General features: G+C 61.6%; 18 protein-coding genes. 12 read left to right on the top strand and 6 right to left on the bottom strand.

The genetic code is table 11. The features are described from left to right. Positions 1 to 80: 80 nt before the first annotated feature. The 4 genes from LAC81_RS33870 to LAC81_RS33855 form a co-directional block, all read right to left on the bottom strand. Positions 81 to 1,121 (bottom strand): porin, encoded by a 1,041-nt coding sequence (locus LAC81_RS33870; RefSeq protein WP_223728950.1) that lies wholly within the window; start codon positions 1,119 to 1,121, stop codon positions 81 to 83. A 1,153-nt stretch (positions 1,122 to 2,274) separates the two neighbouring features. Then, complete coding sequence (locus tag LAC81_RS33865) at positions 2,275 to 2,685, bottom strand: DUF983 domain-containing protein (protein WP_223728949.1); 411 nt, start codon at positions 2,683 to 2,685, stop codon at positions 2,275 to 2,277. 187 nt (positions 2,686 to 2,872) lie between these two features. Next, positions 2,873 to 4,270: a PLP-dependent aminotransferase family protein gene (locus LAC81_RS33860; RefSeq protein WP_223728948.1), complete on the bottom strand. Its 1,398-nt coding sequence runs from the start codon at positions 4,268 to 4,270 to the stop codon at positions 2,873 to 2,875. Between the two features lie 111 nt (positions 4,271 to 4,381). Continuing rightward, positions 4,382 to 5,002, bottom strand: coding sequence for a LysE family transporter (locus LAC81_RS33855; protein ID WP_223728947.1), 621 nt, complete (start codon positions 5,000 to 5,002; stop codon positions 4,382 to 4,384). A gap of 66 nt (positions 5,003 to 5,068) precedes the next feature. Here LAC81_RS33855 and LAC81_RS33850 point away from each other — a divergent pair, with 66 nt between their 5' ends. Both LAC81_RS33850 and LAC81_RS33845 read left to right on the top strand, forming a co-directional pair. Then, positions 5,069 to 5,998, top strand: a complete 930-nt coding sequence (locus LAC81_RS33850; RefSeq protein ID WP_223728946.1) for a LysR family transcriptional regulator — start codon at positions 5,069 to 5,071, stop codon at positions 5,996 to 5,998. A gap of 80 nt (positions 5,999 to 6,078) precedes the next feature. Continuing rightward, positions 6,079 to 6,942 carry a pentapeptide repeat-containing protein gene (locus LAC81_RS33845; RefSeq protein WP_419195846.1) on the top strand — a complete coding sequence of 288 codons (864 nt, stop codon included), beginning with the start codon at positions 6,079 to 6,081 and terminating at the stop codon, positions 6,940 to 6,942. A 43-nt stretch (positions 6,943 to 6,985) separates the two neighbouring features. On the opposite strand, the gene LAC81_RS33840 is transcribed toward LAC81_RS33845, so the two are convergent. Beyond that, entirely contained in the window at positions 6,986 to 7,555 is a 570-nt protein-coding gene (locus LAC81_RS33840) for a nucleoside 2-deoxyribosyltransferase (protein WP_113540641.1), read from the bottom strand. Between the two features lie 223 nt (positions 7,556 to 7,778). Between LAC81_RS33840 and LAC81_RS33835 the strand changes: the two genes are divergently transcribed. Continuing rightward, positions 7,779 to 8,228, top strand: a complete 450-nt coding sequence (locus tag LAC81_RS33835) for an acyl-CoA thioesterase (RefSeq protein WP_223728945.1) — start codon at positions 7,779 to 7,781, stop codon at positions 8,226 to 8,228. Here LAC81_RS33835 and LAC81_RS33830 read toward each other — a convergent pair. Continuing rightward, positions 8,216 to 9,175, bottom strand: coding sequence for a LysR family transcriptional regulator (locus LAC81_RS33830; protein ID WP_113540642.1), 960 nt, complete (start codon positions 9,173 to 9,175; stop codon positions 8,216 to 8,218). The two genes, LAC81_RS33835 and LAC81_RS33830, sit on opposite strands and share 13 nt — an antisense overlap. Positions 9,176 to 9,317: 142 nt before the next feature. Between LAC81_RS33830 and LAC81_RS33825 the strand changes: the two genes are divergently transcribed. The 9 genes from LAC81_RS33825 (at position 9,318) to LAC81_RS33785 (ending at position 17,868) form a co-directional block, all read left to right on the top strand. Beyond that, the gene (locus tag LAC81_RS33825) at positions 9,318 to 10,100 is read left to right on the top strand and encodes an ABC transporter substrate-binding protein (RefSeq protein ID WP_113540643.1); all 783 of its coding nucleotides are present in this window, start codon (positions 9,318 to 9,320) and stop codon (positions 10,098 to 10,100) included. Positions 10,101 to 10,175: 75 nt separating this feature from the next. Next, on the top strand, positions 10,176 to 10,823 hold the full coding sequence (locus LAC81_RS33820; protein ID WP_223728944.1) for an amino acid ABC transporter permease: 648 nt from the start codon (positions 10,176 to 10,178) through the stop codon (positions 10,821 to 10,823). A gap of 14 nt (positions 10,824 to 10,837) precedes the next feature. After that, positions 10,838 to 11,497, top strand: coding sequence for an amino acid ABC transporter permease (locus LAC81_RS33815; RefSeq protein WP_223728943.1), 660 nt, complete (start codon positions 10,838 to 10,840; stop codon positions 11,495 to 11,497). Continuing rightward, entirely contained in the window at positions 11,494 to 12,258 is a 765-nt protein-coding gene (locus tag LAC81_RS33810; RefSeq protein WP_273700229.1) for an amino acid ABC transporter ATP-binding protein, read from the top strand. Before LAC81_RS33815 ends, LAC81_RS33810 begins: the two co-directional genes overlap by 4 nt. A 7-nt stretch (positions 12,259 to 12,265) precedes the next feature. Next, on the top strand, positions 12,266 to 13,903 hold the full coding sequence (locus tag LAC81_RS33805) for a N,N-dimethylformamidase beta subunit family domain-containing protein (RefSeq protein WP_223728942.1): 1,638 nt from the start codon (positions 12,266 to 12,268) through the stop codon (positions 13,901 to 13,903). Between the two features lie 12 nt (positions 13,904 to 13,915). Further along, positions 13,916 to 15,283: an aspartate aminotransferase family protein gene (locus LAC81_RS33800; protein WP_223728941.1), complete on the top strand. Its 1,368-nt coding sequence runs from the start codon at positions 13,916 to 13,918 to the stop codon at positions 15,281 to 15,283. 10 nt (positions 15,284 to 15,293) lie between these two features. Beyond that, positions 15,294 to 16,238: a 3-keto-5-aminohexanoate cleavage protein gene (locus LAC81_RS33795; protein ID WP_223728940.1), complete on the top strand. Its 945-nt coding sequence runs from the start codon at positions 15,294 to 15,296 to the stop codon at positions 16,236 to 16,238. A 72-nt stretch (positions 16,239 to 16,310) separates the two neighbouring features. Further along, positions 16,311 to 16,814 carry a GNAT family N-acetyltransferase gene (locus LAC81_RS33790; protein WP_223728939.1) on the top strand — a complete coding sequence of 168 codons (504 nt, stop codon included), beginning with the start codon at positions 16,311 to 16,313 and terminating at the stop codon, positions 16,812 to 16,814. 22 nt (positions 16,815 to 16,836) lie between these two features. Beyond that, complete coding sequence (locus LAC81_RS33785; RefSeq protein ID WP_223728938.1) at positions 16,837 to 17,868, top strand: histone deacetylase family protein; 1,032 nt, start codon at positions 16,837 to 16,839, stop codon at positions 17,866 to 17,868. Positions 17,869 to 17,943 lie beyond the last annotated feature (75 nt).

The raw sequence follows: 17,943 nt of genomic DNA, 5'->3' as shown, positions 1-17,943 counted from the left end.
CGGCTGACGTCCATCGTTGGCAACAAGAAAGCCCGCAACCTCGATCGAGGTTGCGGGCTCTTTCATCGGATGGCGTCGGATTAGAAGTTGCGCTGCAGGCGGACGAAGCCCGAGACGTAGTCGCGGTCGGTCGTGGCCGTCAGGTCTTCCTGGTTGTACTGAACCGAAATACGGGTCGCCAGACCTTCGGTGATCGCGTAGTCGAGCGTTACACCCGCGCGCCACTTGTCGAGGTCGTTGTTGAAGTCGTTGCCGGTGCGCAGGCTATCCCAGTACTGAACGCCGGGGGTGATCTTCAGCTTGTCGGTGGCCTTGAAGGCGTACGAAGCTGCAACGCTCCATTCCGACGCGCGCCAATAGGTGTTCGGGTTGGAAGCCCAGATGCCGGCAACCTGCAGCTGGCCCGGGCCGAGGTCGGCCGAGAGCAGCGCGCGGATCGCGCCTTCTTCCCATTCGGTGTCGTAGCCGCCGAGCAGGTCGATGGAAACGCCGCCGAGCGTGGCCGAAACGATACCTTCAACGCCAACGCCGTTTGCCTTGGTGGACCAGCCCTCAAGTTCGTCAACGGCGATACCAGCCTGGAACGAGCCACCGTCATAGAGGTAGGCGATCGAGTTGAACTCGGTGACGTTGCCGATCGAGTCGGTTTCGCCGTTCAGGCCCTTGTCCCACCAGCTGTAGAAGAAGCCGGCCTTCAGGCCGCCGAGCTGGATGTAGGCTTCGTCGACGTCGATGCGGCTGTCGCCAGCGTCGGTGTCGTTGTCAGCGTTGAACTCAGCGGCGAAGAAGCCCGTGAGCGTGCCATATTCGGTGTCGCTCTTGGCAGAGAACGAGATGTAGGCGCGCGAGAAGGCATCCCAGTCAGACGTGCCAGCCGTACCCCAGCCCTGACGACCGTTGACTTCATCCGGACCGAAGGAGGTCTGGAAGCGGAGGAAGCCGCCGATCTTGAGGCAGGTTTCGGTGCCCGGGATGTAGAAGTAGCCGGTGCCGAAAGCGTCGCAAACGCGAACATATTCCATGGGCTCCGGCTCGGCTGCGACGATTGCGTCGGCTGCCTGGGCACCGGAGACTGCTGCGAGGGCGGCAGCGGAGCCGAGAAGAAGACTTTTGATATTCATACGGACGATCTCTCTAATGGTTTTCAAGGTCAACAAGGCCCGACCCTGGTGTCCCCCAGAGATTATCGGCTACCTCGCTCGCGCTGCGACGAAATGAACCGGCCACGATGACTCGCGGCGGGCAGCGGCGACACCGCTATCATCGCCAAACGACAGTTTTGTAACAATTTTGCTTCGAATCTTCGCAGAAGTTCTTTGATATATACTGTGACAGAATAAACACTATCATGTTTTTCTAAAATAAAAACGAGCGATTCAAGATAGTAATCAATCCGAACGATGTTGCTATACCGAACAATATTGACAAAAATCTCTCATAAAAACTTCACAAACTACACATTGACGGATTAGTTGCTCTGATTTACCTAGTTCCGGCCTTTGAGAAGAGAGGCTTCCGGTGAAGAGCGCCGTCAACGATCAACAGTTGGCGGCGCAGTCATTTTTTAGGGGGGCTACTCTGGGCGCGATTGGTTCTTCGCGATCAGTGGTGCTGTGATCAAGATCCACTGCTTACGAAAGGGGCTGACAAAGGAACCGCAGCGCTGGCGCTCCTGCTGCGTTTCGATAGCCGCCGCCGTTTGATGAAATGAAGCCCGTGGTTGAACACTCTCTGAGGACGCAGGGCGGCAAGGTGGACCAGTCCGCACGGCCGCATCGGAGATTTCGGCATGAATCGATGTGGATCTCGCATGGCCGCGGCAGCCATTTGCTCTTCGAATACATCTTCATCTTTCGCTGCAAAGGACACTACGGCAGTAACGGCCATTGCCTATTCTTGCGAACAGGGTCCGGGTACATTTGCCATGCGAAGTAGAACAGTGAGGAGCCCGCGCTGGCAGGACTTGCGGACAAAACCGTGCAAGTCGCCCCTCACCAACCGCGCCGAGGAGACCTGTTTGTCTCTACGCGGTGACGAAGCAGTTACCGTTGGCCGATTGGGACACGTTCAGCCCGTGGACTTGGCGCGACCGTAAGGCGGATGCCAAGGCGAAGGTTGCGCTCGACCCGTGCCGCCCTCTTTCGAACAAGTGACCGACCTTCTTGGCTGACGCGGGCGGGCTCTGCCGCCTGATTCAGGCGCTATGCCCCCTGACGACGGTCGCCGCACCATCGGCGACCGATGTTCACGCGGGGAGGTGCGGTCCGGGCAGTGCTACTGTGTTGTCGCAACCGGCGCCTCCACGCCGCGCCTGACGACCTTGCCTTCCTCGGCCTTGTAGAAGAACTGGCTTGAGACAAGCCATCCCTTCAAGGGTCGGAGCGGTGGAATACATGTCAGCAGCATGAACGGGCCGGTGACCAGCAAGTGCACCCAGAGCGGAGCGCTGTATTGAACCTCAAGCCAGACGCCGAGAAGCACGCTTGGCACACAGGCGAAACAGATGACGAAGAAGGCCGGACCGTCCGCCGGGTCCGCGAAAGAATAGTCGAGACCGCAGACTTCGCATTCCTTGCGCATCTTCAAGAACCCTTCGAAAAGGTGTCCCTGGCCGCAGCGCGGGCATCGGCCGCGCAGACCGGTCTGCATGGGCGGGATGGGTGGCCACTCGTGATCCGAAGACATCGTCGTTCCTTTCAGGCGTCTCGTCCTGCGCACACTGGTGTTGCGCCGATGTTGCCTGGTATGCGGCCGGCCATTCCTGGGTAGCGCCTCAGGCTCCAGACGATTAAGCGCCCGAAAGCATACATTGTCAATTTATTGTATGCATACATTGCTGCGACAATTTCGCCCGCAGGAGCTATCCACGTCGTCAAACCACGAGGCTCGATGCAGCGGGAGATTGGCCGAGGAGGTCAGCGATAGTCGACAGGCTGCGGCGCAGGTCTTCTTGGGTCGCGGCCGCGCCAAGGCCCAGGCGCACGGCCTCCGGGGCTGCCCTGAGCGCAAAGGCGTCGCTTGGAACAACCGCGATGCCCGCGGCCTGCAGTCGACCGCTGAATTCACCGCGCGTCCAGGGTTGCGGCAGTTGCAGCCAAAGGTGAAAGGCATGCGGGTCCGATATGGCCGCGCCCTTTGGGAGGATGCGGTCGGCGATCTGTTGCCGCACGCTCGTTTCAGTGCGGATCGCGCTGAGGACAGAATCGGCCGTTCCATCCTCGATCCAGCGGCTTGCGATTGCGGCTGTCAGCGGTGAAGCCAGGCCAGCGGTCGCCCGGATGGCGCCTTCGATTCTGACCGAGCTGCGGCTGTCGGGAACGACGAGATAGGCAACGCGCAGCGCCGGCGAAAGGCATTTCGCGAGGCCGCCGATGTGGTAGACAAGTTCCGGCGCCAGCGCGGCAAGTGCCGGCGGTGGCGCCACGGGCAGGGCACCATAGGCGTCATCCTCAATGATCGGTACGTTATGTCGCCGAGCGATCCCGATGATCGCCTCACGGCGCTCCAGCGAGAGCGTGGATGTCGTTGGGTTATGCAGCGTCGGGTTGCAGTAGAGGGCCTTTAAAGCGTGCCTTGAACAAACTTCGTCAAATGATTCGGGAATCAGTCCCTTTTCGTCGATCGCTACCCCCAGAAGCGTAATGCCGAGATGGGCGGCGAGCGCGCGAAGGCCGGGGTAGGCGATGGCTTCGCCGCATATGGTGTCGCCCGGCTTTGCCAGGCTGGTGAGTACCGCGAGTAGCGCGCCTTGCGCTCCGGGGCAGACCAGCATGCGTTCGACTTGCACCTCACCCAGACGCGGCCTTAGCCAGGTAGCGCCAACCGCTCTGTTGTGTAGGGTACCGGCGGGAGCCTGGTAGCGCATCAAAAGGTCGAGCCCGTGCTCGGCCTGGAGTGCAGTCATGTCGTCCCAGAGTCTTCCGGCGAGCGCCGGATCGTCGAAGAGCGGCGGCAGGTTCATGCTCATGTCGACAATACCGCTGGTGGCGGGGCGAGCAATCCGCGAGCGCCGCACCTTGACGTAGGTGCCCTGGCCGACGCGGCCCTCGACGAGGCCGCGATGTCTTGCTTCGTTGTAAGCGCGGCTGACGGTCGTGAAATCGATCGCAAGTGCCTCGGCGAGCACGCGTTGCGGCGGCAATCGCATGCCGTCCAAAAGGCGTCCGTCGGCGATGTCTGAGGCAATGGCGTCCGCAATCGCGAGATAGAGGGGGCCATCTGCCTTGCGAATGGTGGGACGCCACGAGATCTGCAAGCGTTCGTCGTTCATCAGTGCAATATCCGACGTTTATGATTGTATGGATATTGCATGCTTTCGCGTCGTCGGCAAGCAAATGCCTGACGTTCGACGCGATAGCCCTGAGCGGACGGCTTGGTGCGGCTATTGTCTGACCGCACTCGTCGTTGCCAATAGAACGCCGAATCCCACCAACAAGGCTCCGAAGGTGCGGTCGATCCAGTGCCGCAGTCGAAGCAGGTGAACGCGCACCATACCGGTTGAGAAGAACAGCGCCACGAGAGCAAACCAGACGACATGTGCAGCCGCGATGAAGCCGCCATAGCCGACCTGCACCAAGAGTGGTGTCGTCGGTTCGACGACCTGCATGAAAAGGCTGACGATAAAGACCGTCGTCTTCGGGTTGAGCGCGTTGGTCAAGAACCCGGTGCGCAGTGCGCCGAGATCGGAGAGCTCGGAGGCGGCGGCATCTTGCGGCCCCTCTGTGGGCTTTGCCCGCAACATCTTCAGTCCGAGCCAGATCAGGTAGGCCGCACCGCCAAACTTCAGAATGCTGAAAAGCATGATCGATTGCCGGATGATCAGCCCGACACCGAGAATGGTATAGCCGGCATGGATGCAGACGCCTGCGCCGATCCCGAGCGCCGTCAAGACGCCGGCCCGCCGGGATATGAGAAGGCTGTTGCGCGTCACCATCGCGAAATCGGGCCCAGGGCTTATGACGGCCAAGATCGTGATGGTGACTACTGCTAACAGTTCGGTCATTGCTTTTCTCGCTCGTTCCTTTGATGCTACGCCAGACTTAAGCGACAATCGGGTCGGCGACTAACGATGAATCCTGACGTAATTGGTCAGCACAGATCACAGATCGACGCCGTTCGTCTCCCACCTTTGGCAGCGCTCCGCTGCTTCGAGGCGGCGGCGAGGCTGGAAAGCTTCAGCCGCGCTGCGGACGCCCTGCACTTGACTCATGGCGCGATCAGCCGGGCAGTCCGTCTCATCGAGGACGAGTTGGGGGTGGCGTTGTTCGAAAGGCGAAGCCGCCGCGTCTTCCTGACGGATGCCGGCCGCAAGCTCGCCAGTGCTGCGCGCGAAGGCTTTGTGCTCGTTGAAACCGCAGTCCGGGAGATCCAGGAAGAGGTAAGGGCGCCGGCGCTCGTGGTCTCCTGCGAACCGACGCTTCTGATACGTTGGCTCATCCCGCGACTTCCGGATTTTCAAGGGCGGCATCCGGATGTTTCCATACATCTCGTTGCCGGCGGCGGTCCGGTAACGCTGGGGCGCGGCATCGACCTCGCGATTCGGAGAAACGACTTCGTGCGAGCCGAGGCGGTCCACGCAACCCCGCTGTTTCGCGAACGCACCGGCCCGGTCTGTCGCGTCGATAAGGTCGCAGAATTTTTCGACCGGGCGGACTCAGTCCGTCTGCCGGCACTGCGCGACGATGCGGTCCTTCTGCATTCGCGTAGCCGTCCCGACGCGTGGGAAGCCTGGGCAGGACTCGCCGATTGCCGAACGTTCGGGCGGCGTGCGCAAAACTTCGAGCATTTCTACATAAGCCTTCAGGCCGCGGTCGCCGGCATCGGTGTTGCAATCGGCCCCTGGCAGCTTGTTCGCGACGACGTCGAGAGCGGCATTCTGGCCGCGCCCTTGGGATTTGTCGAGGACGGGTCGGTCTATCATCTGCTCGCGCCAGCAGCCATTGTCGAGCAGAGCGCTCAAGCCAAGCTGCGTGACTGGCTGTTGGAAGTCGCTGTCTGAAACGAAGCGTTTTCATTTCTGTTATTTGCATAAAGAGGAGCAACGTCATACGTTTACCAGCGAAGCACGCACAACTGGTGATGCCGATCACGCGACGGGTGTGTATGCCATCTGAAATGCAATCGATTCGACCCCGCGGGTCCCGGAGCGGCGCCATGACTATCCTCAAAACCGATCTCGACCACGGGTGCGGCGCGATGCGCCGGTCCGCTACGCCACGCCGAAGAGCACTGAAAATGGAGCGGCGCACATTGAAAACCCTGCTCGTGCCAGCAATCACGGCATGCCTTGTCACCCTGGTAGCACCGGCTGTGGGTCACGCCGCCAGCTGCAAGGATTCGGCGTCGCCTGGCGCGGATTGGACCGACTGCAACAAGAAGGCACTGATGCTTGGCGGCAGCGATCTTCAGGGCGCGAATTTGGTCAATACGGACTTCACCTTGACTGACCTGCGGGGCGCCAATCTGACAGGCGCCAACCTGGAGAAGGCGACGCTGGTGCGCTCATCGGTGGCCGGCGCGCTGGCCGATGGGGCGAACTTTTCGAAGATCGAAGCCTATCGCTGCAATTTTGCGGGAATCGCTGCCGAAAAGGCATCCTTCGTCAACTCCGAGCTGCAACGCGCCAATTTTAGTGGAGCCCGGTTGACGGGGACGAGCTTCGAGAAGGCCGAACTCGGCCGTGCCAATTTTGACAGGGCGGAATTGACCGGCACCCGCTTTTCTCACGCCAACCTGTCGCGCGCCAGCTTCGCAAACTCGAGCTTCACTGGGCCGATCGATTTCGATGGCGCCTTCATGTTTCAGACCCGGATCGAGGGCGTGAACCTCTCCGAGGCGACCGGGCTTGAGCAGGAGCAGGTCGACATGGCCTGCGGCGACGGCTCGACCAAATTGCCGGCCGAATTGAAGACGCCAACAGGTTGGCCTTGCGCCACCGACTAGAGACGGGCGCTGGCTCCAAAAGAGACAGCGGAGCCTGTTATGTTTAAGTCAGGTGCCGCCTCGCAGCGATGGCGAGGCATTCCTTGAAAGCTTCCAGATCAGTGAAGCGATCGGCCTCAGGCACCTCGCGTTTGATCAGCGCGCCCTCGCGGCGAAGGATGCCGCCATCCAGCATGAGATTGTCGGCCATGTCGAAATCTTCGATGCTGAGGCCGTCGGGGCCAGCCATGCGTCCGTCAGGGCGCAGCGCAGCGTTGCCATTGTAGTGATCGTTGAGGATCCGCTCGTAATAGCTGCGCGAAGTATTTGTATAGGCGTAAACGTGCTTGCCGTGGCCGCACATGAAACCCAGTTCGAACACCGTTCCGACGTCGGCACTGATACCGCGAAACGGCGTCAGATTGGCAATGATCATGTCGGAGGCAAGCATCATGCCCTCGTCGACGGCGTAGATCGCCAGACCACGCTCATGTTTGGTGGGAGCCGGAGGGATCTCGAGATCACCTGGAACCAGTGGCGTGAAGCCAGCCGCGCGCGCCAGCGCCGCTTTCTCCTTCTGGATCTCGACCGAATTGGACAGAAAAACTTCCGGGCCAGCGAGATAGACTTTCACGCTTCATTCCTCCTCACATTGCAAGCGGCCAATCTAGGAAGGCAACCACGCCGCGCCTAGCCATCGTTGGAAGCAAGTGCGCTTACCCACGGAATTTTCGCGCCTTTTGTCAAAACGGAATGGAGGCGAACGTTGAAAGTATGCCGTTCTCGGCCGCAATGGACAGAAGCGTCAAGCATCCGCTATGTCTCGCGAACACAATTCGATCAATGAGGCGCGCGCCATGTCCATCCAGCCTTTGACAACCTACGTCGGTGTCGCCCACCCGTGGATGTGCGACACGATGGGGCATATGAACGTGCGCCACTACGCGGCGATGTTCGATGATGCGAGTTTCCAGCTTCTCGGCCATATCGCCGGGGTCGAGGCCGAATCAGACCCGACCAGGGGCTGGGCGGATGTGCGCGCCGAGGTCGAGTACAAGCACGAGACCAAGGCGGGAACGCTCCTCACCATTCGTTCGCGCGTCATCAAGCTTGGACGCTCGTCGGTCACCTTCGAGCAGGTGATGTCCGGAACGCTCGATGGTGTCGTACATGCGGTCAACAGGACAACGACGGTGCGGTTCGACCTTCAGGCACGCGCCGCGATAGCGCTCGAGCCGGACGCGCGGACACGGGCCGAGACGCTATTGTCGGATGAGCGGGCGCTGTCTCGCGATCAGTCGGCGTAGACCCGCTCTTCGGCCGGTGTCTCGTTAATCAGGCTCTGCAAGCCGGCGATCAGCGCCTTCTCGGCGCGGTTCAGCGCCTTTTCAGGGTTTGTCAGCATGAAGATGTCGATGGCGGGCGGATTGTCGTAGGGCGGCAGGCGCCAGAGGAGACCATCGGCCACATCACGGCGGGCAACGTGCAGCGGCAGCGAGCCGACGCCGAGACCTGCAAGCGTCATCCGGCGCACCTCTTCCAGACTTGACGAAACGCCGACGACGTTGGCGTTGAGCTTGGCCTCGCTGCGCAGCAGAGCGACGGGCCGGAGCGCATCGGCAATGTGGTCGGTGTGGAAGGACACCGAGGTTTCTCCCTTGAGGTCGCCAAGCTTCAACCCTTCCTTTCCGAACAGTCGGTGGTGCGGGCCACAGAAGAAGCCGAAGAATTCCCTATACATCATCAGGTAGTCGAGCGCGGGATCACGCACGCTGACGAGACACAGGCCGAAGGAGGCCCGTTTCTCCCGGAGTTGCCGTGTCACCTCGCCGCTCGGTGCAACGTTGATGGTCAAGGTCGCACGCGGGTAGCTGCGATGAAACTCCATCAGCGCCCGGTCGAAAATCGGCGAGACCACATGGCTCGCCACCGCGATCGTGACGTGGCCCGTGACATCGTCGCTAACGCCGCGCACGAGCAGCGGCAATTGCGAGATCGTGCCGAACACCTCGACGCTTTGCTCGTAGAGCAACTGCCCAACCTCGGTGAGATCGAAACGCGTCGCATCACGCTCAACCAGCCGGCGGCCGACGCGATCTTCCAGTCGGCGCAGAGCGTTGCTGACGCTTGGTTGTTTGAGGTTCAGCCGTTCGGCTGCGCGCGTGATGCTCTTGACTTCGGCGATCACCACAAAGGTACGCAAAAGGTTCCAGTCAAGCTCCCAGACGAGCCGTTCCAATCGAGGTGAAGCCATTCCTCAAATCTATGCCTTCTATTCCCATTATCTATTTGCGCAATGCTGACGCAGAAGCAATCATGAAATTCGGAAGATGCCTCGATGCCGATCCCAAGCGCACAAGAAGGCGCGTTCATTCCAGAGGAGCAAGGAACATTTCATGAAGAGCCTATTCTCCGGCCTGCTGGCCGCTACGCTGACCATTGCTGCGACATTTTCCGCCGTCTCGGCCAAGGCCGACGACCTCGAGAGCGTCAAGGCGGCCGGCGAACTGAAGATCGCGATGTCGGGCCAGTATCCGCCGTTCAACTTCGTCAATGAAGAAAACCAGGTCGTCGGCTTCGACGCCTCGATCGGCCAGGCGATCGCCGAGCGCGTCGGCGTCAAGGGCACGTTGGTGACGACTGCGTGGGACGGCATTATCGCCGGGCTGCTCGCCAACAAGTACGACACCATCGTCGGCTCGATGACGATTACGCCGGAGCGCGAGAAGGTCGTCGATTTTGTCGGCCCCTACTACCATGCCGGTCGCGCCGTCTTCGTAAGCGAGGAGTCGACCGTTCAGAAACTTGACGAACTCAAGGGCAAGACCCTCGGCGTGACGCTCGGCGAAACCCACGAAAAATGGGCGCGCGAGCAGGGCGGCTGGGACGTGCGCACCTACAAGGGTCTGCCGGAACTGCTGATGGAACTGAAGAGCGGCCGTGTCGATGCGATCGTCGTCGACAACATCCCGGTCATGGTCGCCGTCAAGGAAACCGGCGAGAAGGTCCGTCGCCTGGAAACCCCCGACATCGAAGGCGGCAGCGTTGCGATCGGCATCGCGATCCGCAAGAACAACCCGGAACTGAAAGCGGCGATGCAGAAGGCGCTCGAGGACATGCTGGCAGACGGCTCCTACGAGAAGATTGCCATGGAATGGGTCGGCAGCGACATCCGCTGACCTGACGCCTCCCGCACTCCGGCCGCTGCGAAAGCCGCGGCCGGAAGTCACGAGTTTGCCTTCCGGAGTTTCCCAATGGACGTTTCGCTGGTGCAGCGCGTCTTCCCGTTCTTCGTGGAAGCGGCATGGATCACGATCGAGATATCGGTACTTGCGCTCGCCCTCGGCTTGGTGGTCGCGTTCCTGATAGCTGCCGCCAAGATGTCGCGCTCATTCCTGCTGCGGGCCCTCGGCACGGCCTATGTCAGCCTGTTTCGCGGCACGCCATGCCTGATCCAGCTCTTCGTGCTCTATTTCGGCGGCCCGCAGGTCGGTATCAATCTCGAACCGTTTGCCGCCGGCGTCATCGGGCTGGGGCTCAACATCGGCGCCTATATGGCGGAATCCATTCGCGGAGCCGTGCTCTCGGTTGATCGCGGCCAGACGGAAGCGGCGCGCTCGATTGGCTTCAGCCGGTTCCAGACCATGCGCAAGGTGGTACTGCCGCAGGCGGCAAGGCTGATGATCCGGCCACTTGGCGTCAACGCTGTTGCTCTCGTCAAAGGCTCCGCGCTCGTCTCGACGATCTCCGTGGTCGAACTCACCTACACGGCACAACGCTATATCGGCTCGACCTACAAGCCATTCGAGATTTTTGGCGTTGCCGCCGTGCTCTACATGCTCATCGTCTATGTCCTCGCGCGGATCGTCGATCTGCTTGACCGACGCTACGCCATAGCCTGAGGGGGGACGGTCACATGCAAGGTCTCGATTTCAGCGTCGTTCCGCCCTATGCCGATATCATCTGGATGGGCGTCTGGTGGACGGTCGTCCTCACCATATCCGCCGCCGCGATCAGCTTCATCTTCGGCATCGTTTTCGCTCTCGTTGTTCTCTATGCGCCGAAGACGGTGGCCTTGCCGGTACGGGCATTCATGTGGCTGTTCATGGGCACGCCGCTGCTTCTACAGCTTTTCCTGATCTATTACGGGCTCGGACAATTGGGCTTCAAGATCCCGGCGCTGATCGCCGGCATCATCGGTCTCGGCCTGCACTTTGCCGTCTACAATGCCGACATCCTTCGTGCCGGTATCGTCGCCGTCGATGTCGGGCAAACGGAGGGTGCCCGCAGCCTTGGCTTCGGTCGGATGCAGACCTTGCGGTACTTCATCGTGCCGCAGGCGATCCGCAACACCATTCCAGCCATGGGCAACAACCTGATCGTGCTTCTGAAGGAATCCTCGCTGGTCTCGATCATCGGCATCGCCGAACTGGTCCATGCGGCCCAGCTTGCGATCAGCGAGACATTCCGACCGTTCGAATTCTACATCACGGTCGCGGCACTCTATTACATTCTCAATCTCGTCCTCGAAGCGGGTCTGCGCCAGGTCGAAAAGAACGCGGAGGTTTCCCGATGACCGCACAGAAACCCATGGTCGAGGTCAAGGGTGCCCGCAAGAACTACGGCGCTCTGGAGGTGCTCAAAGGCATCGATCTCTCGGTCGCGCGCGGCCAGATCGTCGCGATTATCGGCCCGAGCGGCTCCGGCAAGAGCACGCTTCTCAGGTCAATCAACCACCTCGAGACGCTCAATGGCGGCGAAGTCTGGCTCGACGGCGTCCAGGTCAACCAGCACCTGAAGGGCCAGGCCTTCGAAAGGCACATCAATGCGGTGCGCCAGCAGATGGGCATGGTGTTCCAGCACTTCAATCTGTTCCCGCACCTGACGGTCCTGCAAAACATCACCATGGGGCCGATCGTCCTGAAGGGAATGGCGAAGACCGCGGCACGCGAGCTTGCGATCGAGCTCTTGTCTAAGGTGGGTCTTGCCGACAAGATCGATGCCTTTCCGTCACGCCTTTCCGGCGGCCAGAAGCAGCGCGTCGCGATTGCTCGCGCGCTTGCGATGCAGCCGAAGGTGATGCTCTTCGACGAGGCGACCTCAGCGCTCGACCCGGAGCTGGTCGACGAAGTGAACGCGGTCATGAAGCAGCTCGCAGCCGAGCATATGACGATGCTGATCGTCACGCACGAGATGCGCTTTGCCGGCGAGGTCGCCGACCGTGTCCTGTTCATGGATGGTGGCGTCGTCGTCGAGCAAGGGGCGCCGAGCGAGATCTTCCGCCAGCCGACCCAGGAGCGCACGCGCGCGTTCCTCAAGAAATATCTGGCTGCATGAGGGGGAAATGATGGGACATCAGGATCAATACCCTGATTTCGGACTGACGCCGGAACAGCGCCGTGAGGCGGTGCTCGGTCACTACTACGAATATCCCGGCATGGACGGCGCGCGCGGCGAGATCTGGTGCTACACAGACGCCTATGCCTATCCGCCCGGCGCTACCGTGCGGCTGCAGGTCAGCTCCACTGCGCCTCAATTTTCGATCGAAGTCGTGCGCGACGGAGCCACAGAGCAAACCGTCCTGAAGCGTGACGGTCTTTCCGTCCGCTGGCAGGAAGCGCCGGACCAATGTTCAGTGCTCGGCTGCGGCTGGGAGACGGGCTTCGAATTCAAGATCGACGAAAACTGGCCGTCCGGCGCCTACCGTATCACGCTGAGAGCCGAGGGCAGGGGTGGCAAGTCGATCGGGTGCCACCATCTCTTCATCGTGCGGCCGCTCGCCGGCCGCAAGCCCGGCCGCGTGCTGCAGGTCGCCGCCACCGGTTCCTGGACTTCATACAACACCTGGGGAGGCTCCAACCACTACCAGGGCATCACCGGTCCAAACCGCGATCAGTACGCGACGACGGTCAGCATCGAGCGGCCCTTCTGCCGCGGCTTCGTGATGCTGCCGGCAAATGCGCCGCGCGTGCCGCTCGAGATCTATGCGCCGATGGCTGTCGCACCGCGCTACCCGCATATGGAATGGGCCTATGCCAATGGTTATTCCAAGAAATATGCCTCTTCCGGCTGGGCAAGCTACGACAGCCACTTCTTCCGCTGGGCGGAACGGGAGGGCTATGCCGTCGATCTCGCCAGCCAGCATGAGCTGCATTTCAACCCCGAAATCCTCGACGGCTATGACTGTGTCGTCTTTGTCGGCCACGACGAATACTGGACCTGGGAAATGCGCGATGCGGTCGACGGTTACGTCGAGCGCGGCGGCCACGCAGCGCGCTTTGCCGGCAACTTCATGTGGCAGACGCGCCTCGAAGACGGTGGCAAGCGCCAGGTCTGTTACAAGTATCGCTCACGTGCAGAAGACCCGGCCTTTCGCTCGGATGACCCGACGCGCACCAGCGGCTCCTGGGAGGCGGCCGAGATCGGCCGGCCAGGATCTGCGACCTTCGGGCTCAATGCCACGCGCGGCCTTTATGTTGGCTGGGGTGGCTGCGCGCCGCGCGGTGCGCGCGGCTTCCCGGTCTACCGACCCGAGCATTGGGCCTTCGCCGGAACCGGCATCTACTACGGCGATATTCTCGGCGCCGAAGGCCACGCCTTCGGTTACGAGGTCGACGGCCTCGACTACGTTATCCGCGGCGGTCTGCCGGAGCCGACCGAAGACAGCGGCGCGCCGGACGGGCTTGAAATCCTTGCGCTCGGCATGTCCTCGCTGAAGGAGGAAAGCGCCGACATACCCGCCGACGATCAGTTCCTCTCGGATGCCGACGCCAAATTCGTCGCCGAAACGCTGATCGGCGATCATGGCGAGGCTGCCGTCGAGCGCGTCAAGCGCGGCTGCGGCATGATCGTCAATTTTCCGCGCGGCAAAGGCGAGGTGTTCCACGCCGGCAGTTGCGAATGGGTGGCGGCTCTCAAGCGCGGCGACGCGATGGTCGAGCGCGTCACTGCCAATGTCCTTAATCACTACCTCAATCGCTGACAGAGATTTGCCATGCTCAAGACGACAGCTTCCAACGAACGCCCTGCCTCGCATCTCTTCTACCAGTCGCGGCTGCGCCGGCCGCTGGTCGACCGGGCCGAAGGCATCTATCTCTTCGACCAGGACGGACGCCGGGTGATCGACGGCTCCAGCGGCGCCATGGTGGTCAATATCGGCCACGGCAACCGCAATGTTCTCGATGCTATGAAGCGCCAGATGGACCGCGTAACCTTCGCCTACCGGCTGCATTTCGAGAACGAGCCTGCCGAAGACTTGGCGCGCCGTGCGGCCGAAAAATTGCCCCAGGGCATGGACAAGATCTTCTTTGTGTCCGGCGGCTCGGAAGCGGTTGAATCCTGCCTGAAGCTCGCGCGGCAATGGGCCGTCGCCACGGGCCAGAAGGATCGATGGAAAGTGATCTCCCGCTTTCCGTCCTATCACGGCGGTACGCTGGGCGCCTTGGCCGTGACAGGCTATGCAGCGCTTTCCGAACCCTTCTCGCCGATGATGCGCGAGATGCCAAAGGTTGCAGCGCCAACCGCCTATCTTGACCGGGATAACCTGACGATGGAGCAGCGCGGCATCAAATATGCCGACCTGCTGGAGGAGAAGATCCAGGCGGAAGGCCCGGAGAGCGTGCTGGCCTTCATCATGGAGCCGATCGGTGGCGCCTCCACCGGGGCGCTGGTGGCGCCAGACAGCTACTATCCGCGCATTCGCGAAATCTGCGACAAGTACGGCATCCTCTTGATCCATGACGAGGTGATGAGCGGCGCCGGCCGGACCGGAAAGTTCCTCGGCGGCGACCACTGGAGCTGCCGCCCGGACCTGATCGCTTTGTCGAAGGGCTTTGCCTCCGGCTATTGCCCACTCGGCGCCATGGCCGCACCGTCGCGGATCGTGCAGCCGGTGCTTGACGCCGGCGGTTTCCAGCATGGGTTTACCTATGCCGGCAATCCGCTCGCTTGCGCCGCCGGTCTTGCCGTTCTCGACGAGATCGATCGCCTCGGCCTGATCGACAATGCCGCTGCCATGGGTGAGGCCTTGAAGGCGGAATTGGTGGCGCTTTCCAACCGCTTCCCCTTCATTGGCGACGTGCGCGGCAAGGGGCTGCTGCTCGCGGCCGAGTTCGTTTCCGACCGGGAAACCATGAAGCCGTTGCCGAAGGAGTTGAACGCGCATCAGCGCATGGTCGATCTCGCCTATGAGCGCGGCCTGATCATCTATTCCAGGCGCACGCGCGGCGGCGTCGAGGGCGATCACTTCCTCGTCTGCCCGCCGATGATCATCACGCGCGAACAGATCGGCGAGATCGTTGCCATCCTTGGCGACGTGCTCGAAGTGCTCGCCGAAGAACTCAATCTCCCCGTCAACCGCTGAGGGCTTGACCATGACGAAAGCCAGAACATCGCGCAAAGTGATCATCACCTGCGCGGTGACGGGGTCGGTGCATACGCCGACCATGTCGCCCTACCTGCCTGTAACGCCCGACCAGATCGCCTCCGAAGCGATCGCAGCTGCCGAGGCCGGCGCGTCCATCCTGCATCTGCACGCACGGGACCCTGAGGACGGTCGGCCATCGGCGGATCCGGCATTGTTCATGCAGTTCCTGCCGCGCATCAAACAATCGACCGATGCTGTCGTGAACATCTCCACCGGCGGATCGTCGCTGATGGCGTTGGAAGATCGGCTCGCCGCCGCAATGCGCGCCGAACCGGAAATGTGCTCGCTGAACATGGGTTCGATGAATTTCGCGCTCTTTCCGGCCCTCGACAAGCCGACGGAGTGGAAACATGCATGGGAACCGCAGCTCCTTGAAGCGACGCGCAACTCGATATTCAAGAACACCTTCGCCGATATGGAGTTCATCCTGACGCGGCTCGGCCAGGGCTGCGGTACGCGCTTCGAGTTCGAGTGCTATGACGTCGGCCACCTCTATTCGCTGGCGCATTTCCGCGATCGGGGCCTCGTCTCCGGCCATCTCTTCATCCAGTTCGTCTTCGGTGTTCTCGGCGGTATCGGTGCCGACCCTGAGAACCTGACGCATATGAAGCGCATCGCCGACAAGCTCTTCGGCGGCGACTACAGCTTCTCGGTGCTTGCTGCCGGCCGGCATCAGATGCCGATGATCACCATGGCTGCGGCCATGGGCGGCAATGTGCGCGTCGGTCTCGAAGACAGTCTCTATAACGGTCGGGGCACGCTCGCGACCAGCAATGCCGAGCAGGTTCAGCGCATCCGCACCGTTCTCGACGCCTTGTCACTGGAAGTTGCAACCCCTAAGGAGGCACGCGCGCTTCTCGGCCTCAAGGGCGGAGATCAGGTGGCATTCTGACGCCGGTGGCACGAGGCTTGGTTGGACTTGCGCCTTCGCCTGCTGGCAGTGAAAGGGAAAACAGTGACGACGATGCAGCGTTTAACATCCGATATCCGAATTCGCGCAGGCGAACCGCAGGATGCAGGCAGCATACATAGTGCGATACTGGCCATGGGGCGCGGGCTCGATATGGCGGACAAGGTCACCTGCACGGTCGATGACTTCAGCCGTTTCGGTTTCGGTCCGAATGCGGCCTTCCACAGCCTGCTCGCCGAGGCGGATGGAGACCTTGCCGGTCTTTGCCTGTTCTTCCCGATCTTTTCGACCTGGCGCGGGCGCCCGGGCGTCTTCGTACAGGACCTTTATGTTGAGGGTCGTTTCCGGGGCCTCGGGGTCGGCGAAGCCCTGCTTCGTGAAGTTGCCGCATGGTCAAGCGCGCGAGGCGGAGACTATCTCCGGCTCGAGGTCGACGTGGACAATCTGCCGGCGCAGCGGCTTTACGAGCGGATCGGCATTACCTGGCAGGCGAAGGACCGCGCCCATGCCGCCTATGATGAGGCCTTTGCGGCTCTCGCAGGCGGTCCGAAAGTTTGAAGACGAAGGAGCTGGAGAGAGCATGAAAGCCTTCTACGCACTGGAACAGAAGCGACACAATCCGAAGGCTTTTCTTTCGAGCGGTGCGCCGCAGCCGAACCCGGAGCAACCCGAGCGCGTCGAGCGGCTTTTGAACGGCGCGCGCGCTGCGGGCTGCGAGATCCTGCGGCCCCGCGATCACGGGCTCGCCCCGATCGCCGCGGTGCATACGCCCGAATATCTCGAATTCCTCGAACATATCTATCAGCGCTGGCAGCGTATCCCCGAGGCTTCGGAGGAGGTCATACCGAACATCCACCCGCTCGCGCGCGATGGCCGTTATCCGGCCTCGGCCGTCGGGCAGGCAGGCTATCACATGGCTGATACCGCATGCCCGATCTCGGGGGAAACCTGGGACAGCGTGCGCTGGAGCGCCTGGAGCGCGGTCGACGCTGCCGATGTCGTGATGGCCGGAGAGCGGGCGGCCTATGCGCTTTGCCGCCCACCGGGCCATCACGCCTTTGCCGACGTTGCCGGCGGCTTCTGCTTCGTCAACAATTCGGCCGTCGCGGCACAACGCTTCCTTTCGAATGCGGCCCGCGTGGTCATCCTCGATGTCGACCTGCATCACGGCAATGGCACGCAAGGCATCTTCTATCAGCGGGCCGATGTATTGACGGTCTCGATCCACGCCGATCCGGTGCGATTCTACCCGTTCTTCTGGGGGCATGCGGATGAGCGCGGCGAAGGGGCAGGTCTCGGCTACAACTTCAACCTCCCGCTCGAACGCAAGTCCGGCGACGGCGAATTCCTGGCCGCTCTCGACGTTGCCTTCCGTCGCATTCGTGCTTATGCGCCGGACGCACTCGTCGTCGCTCTCGGCCTCGATGCCTTCGAAGGCGATCCCTTCGGCGGCCTTTCCGTATCGACGCCCGGTTTTGCCCGGATCGGCGAGGCGATCTCCAGTCTCGGCATCCCGACAGCAATCGTACAGGAGGGTGGCTACCTCTGTGATGCGCTCTCCGACAATCTGACGGCATTCCTCACGGGTTTCGGTGCCGCTGCCGCTCGGTAACCGTTAGAGTCCGGCCACCGTTTGACAAAGGCACGGACGCGCAGCCGCGCTCGCAACTCTATCAGGCGACTGACG

The organism is Ensifer adhaerens (genome assembly GCF_020035535.1).
In the GTDB taxonomy this organism is placed as follows: Bacteria; Pseudomonadota; Alphaproteobacteria; order Rhizobiales; family Rhizobiaceae; genus Ensifer.
This window is presented reverse-complemented; position numbering and strand designations above follow the sequence as displayed.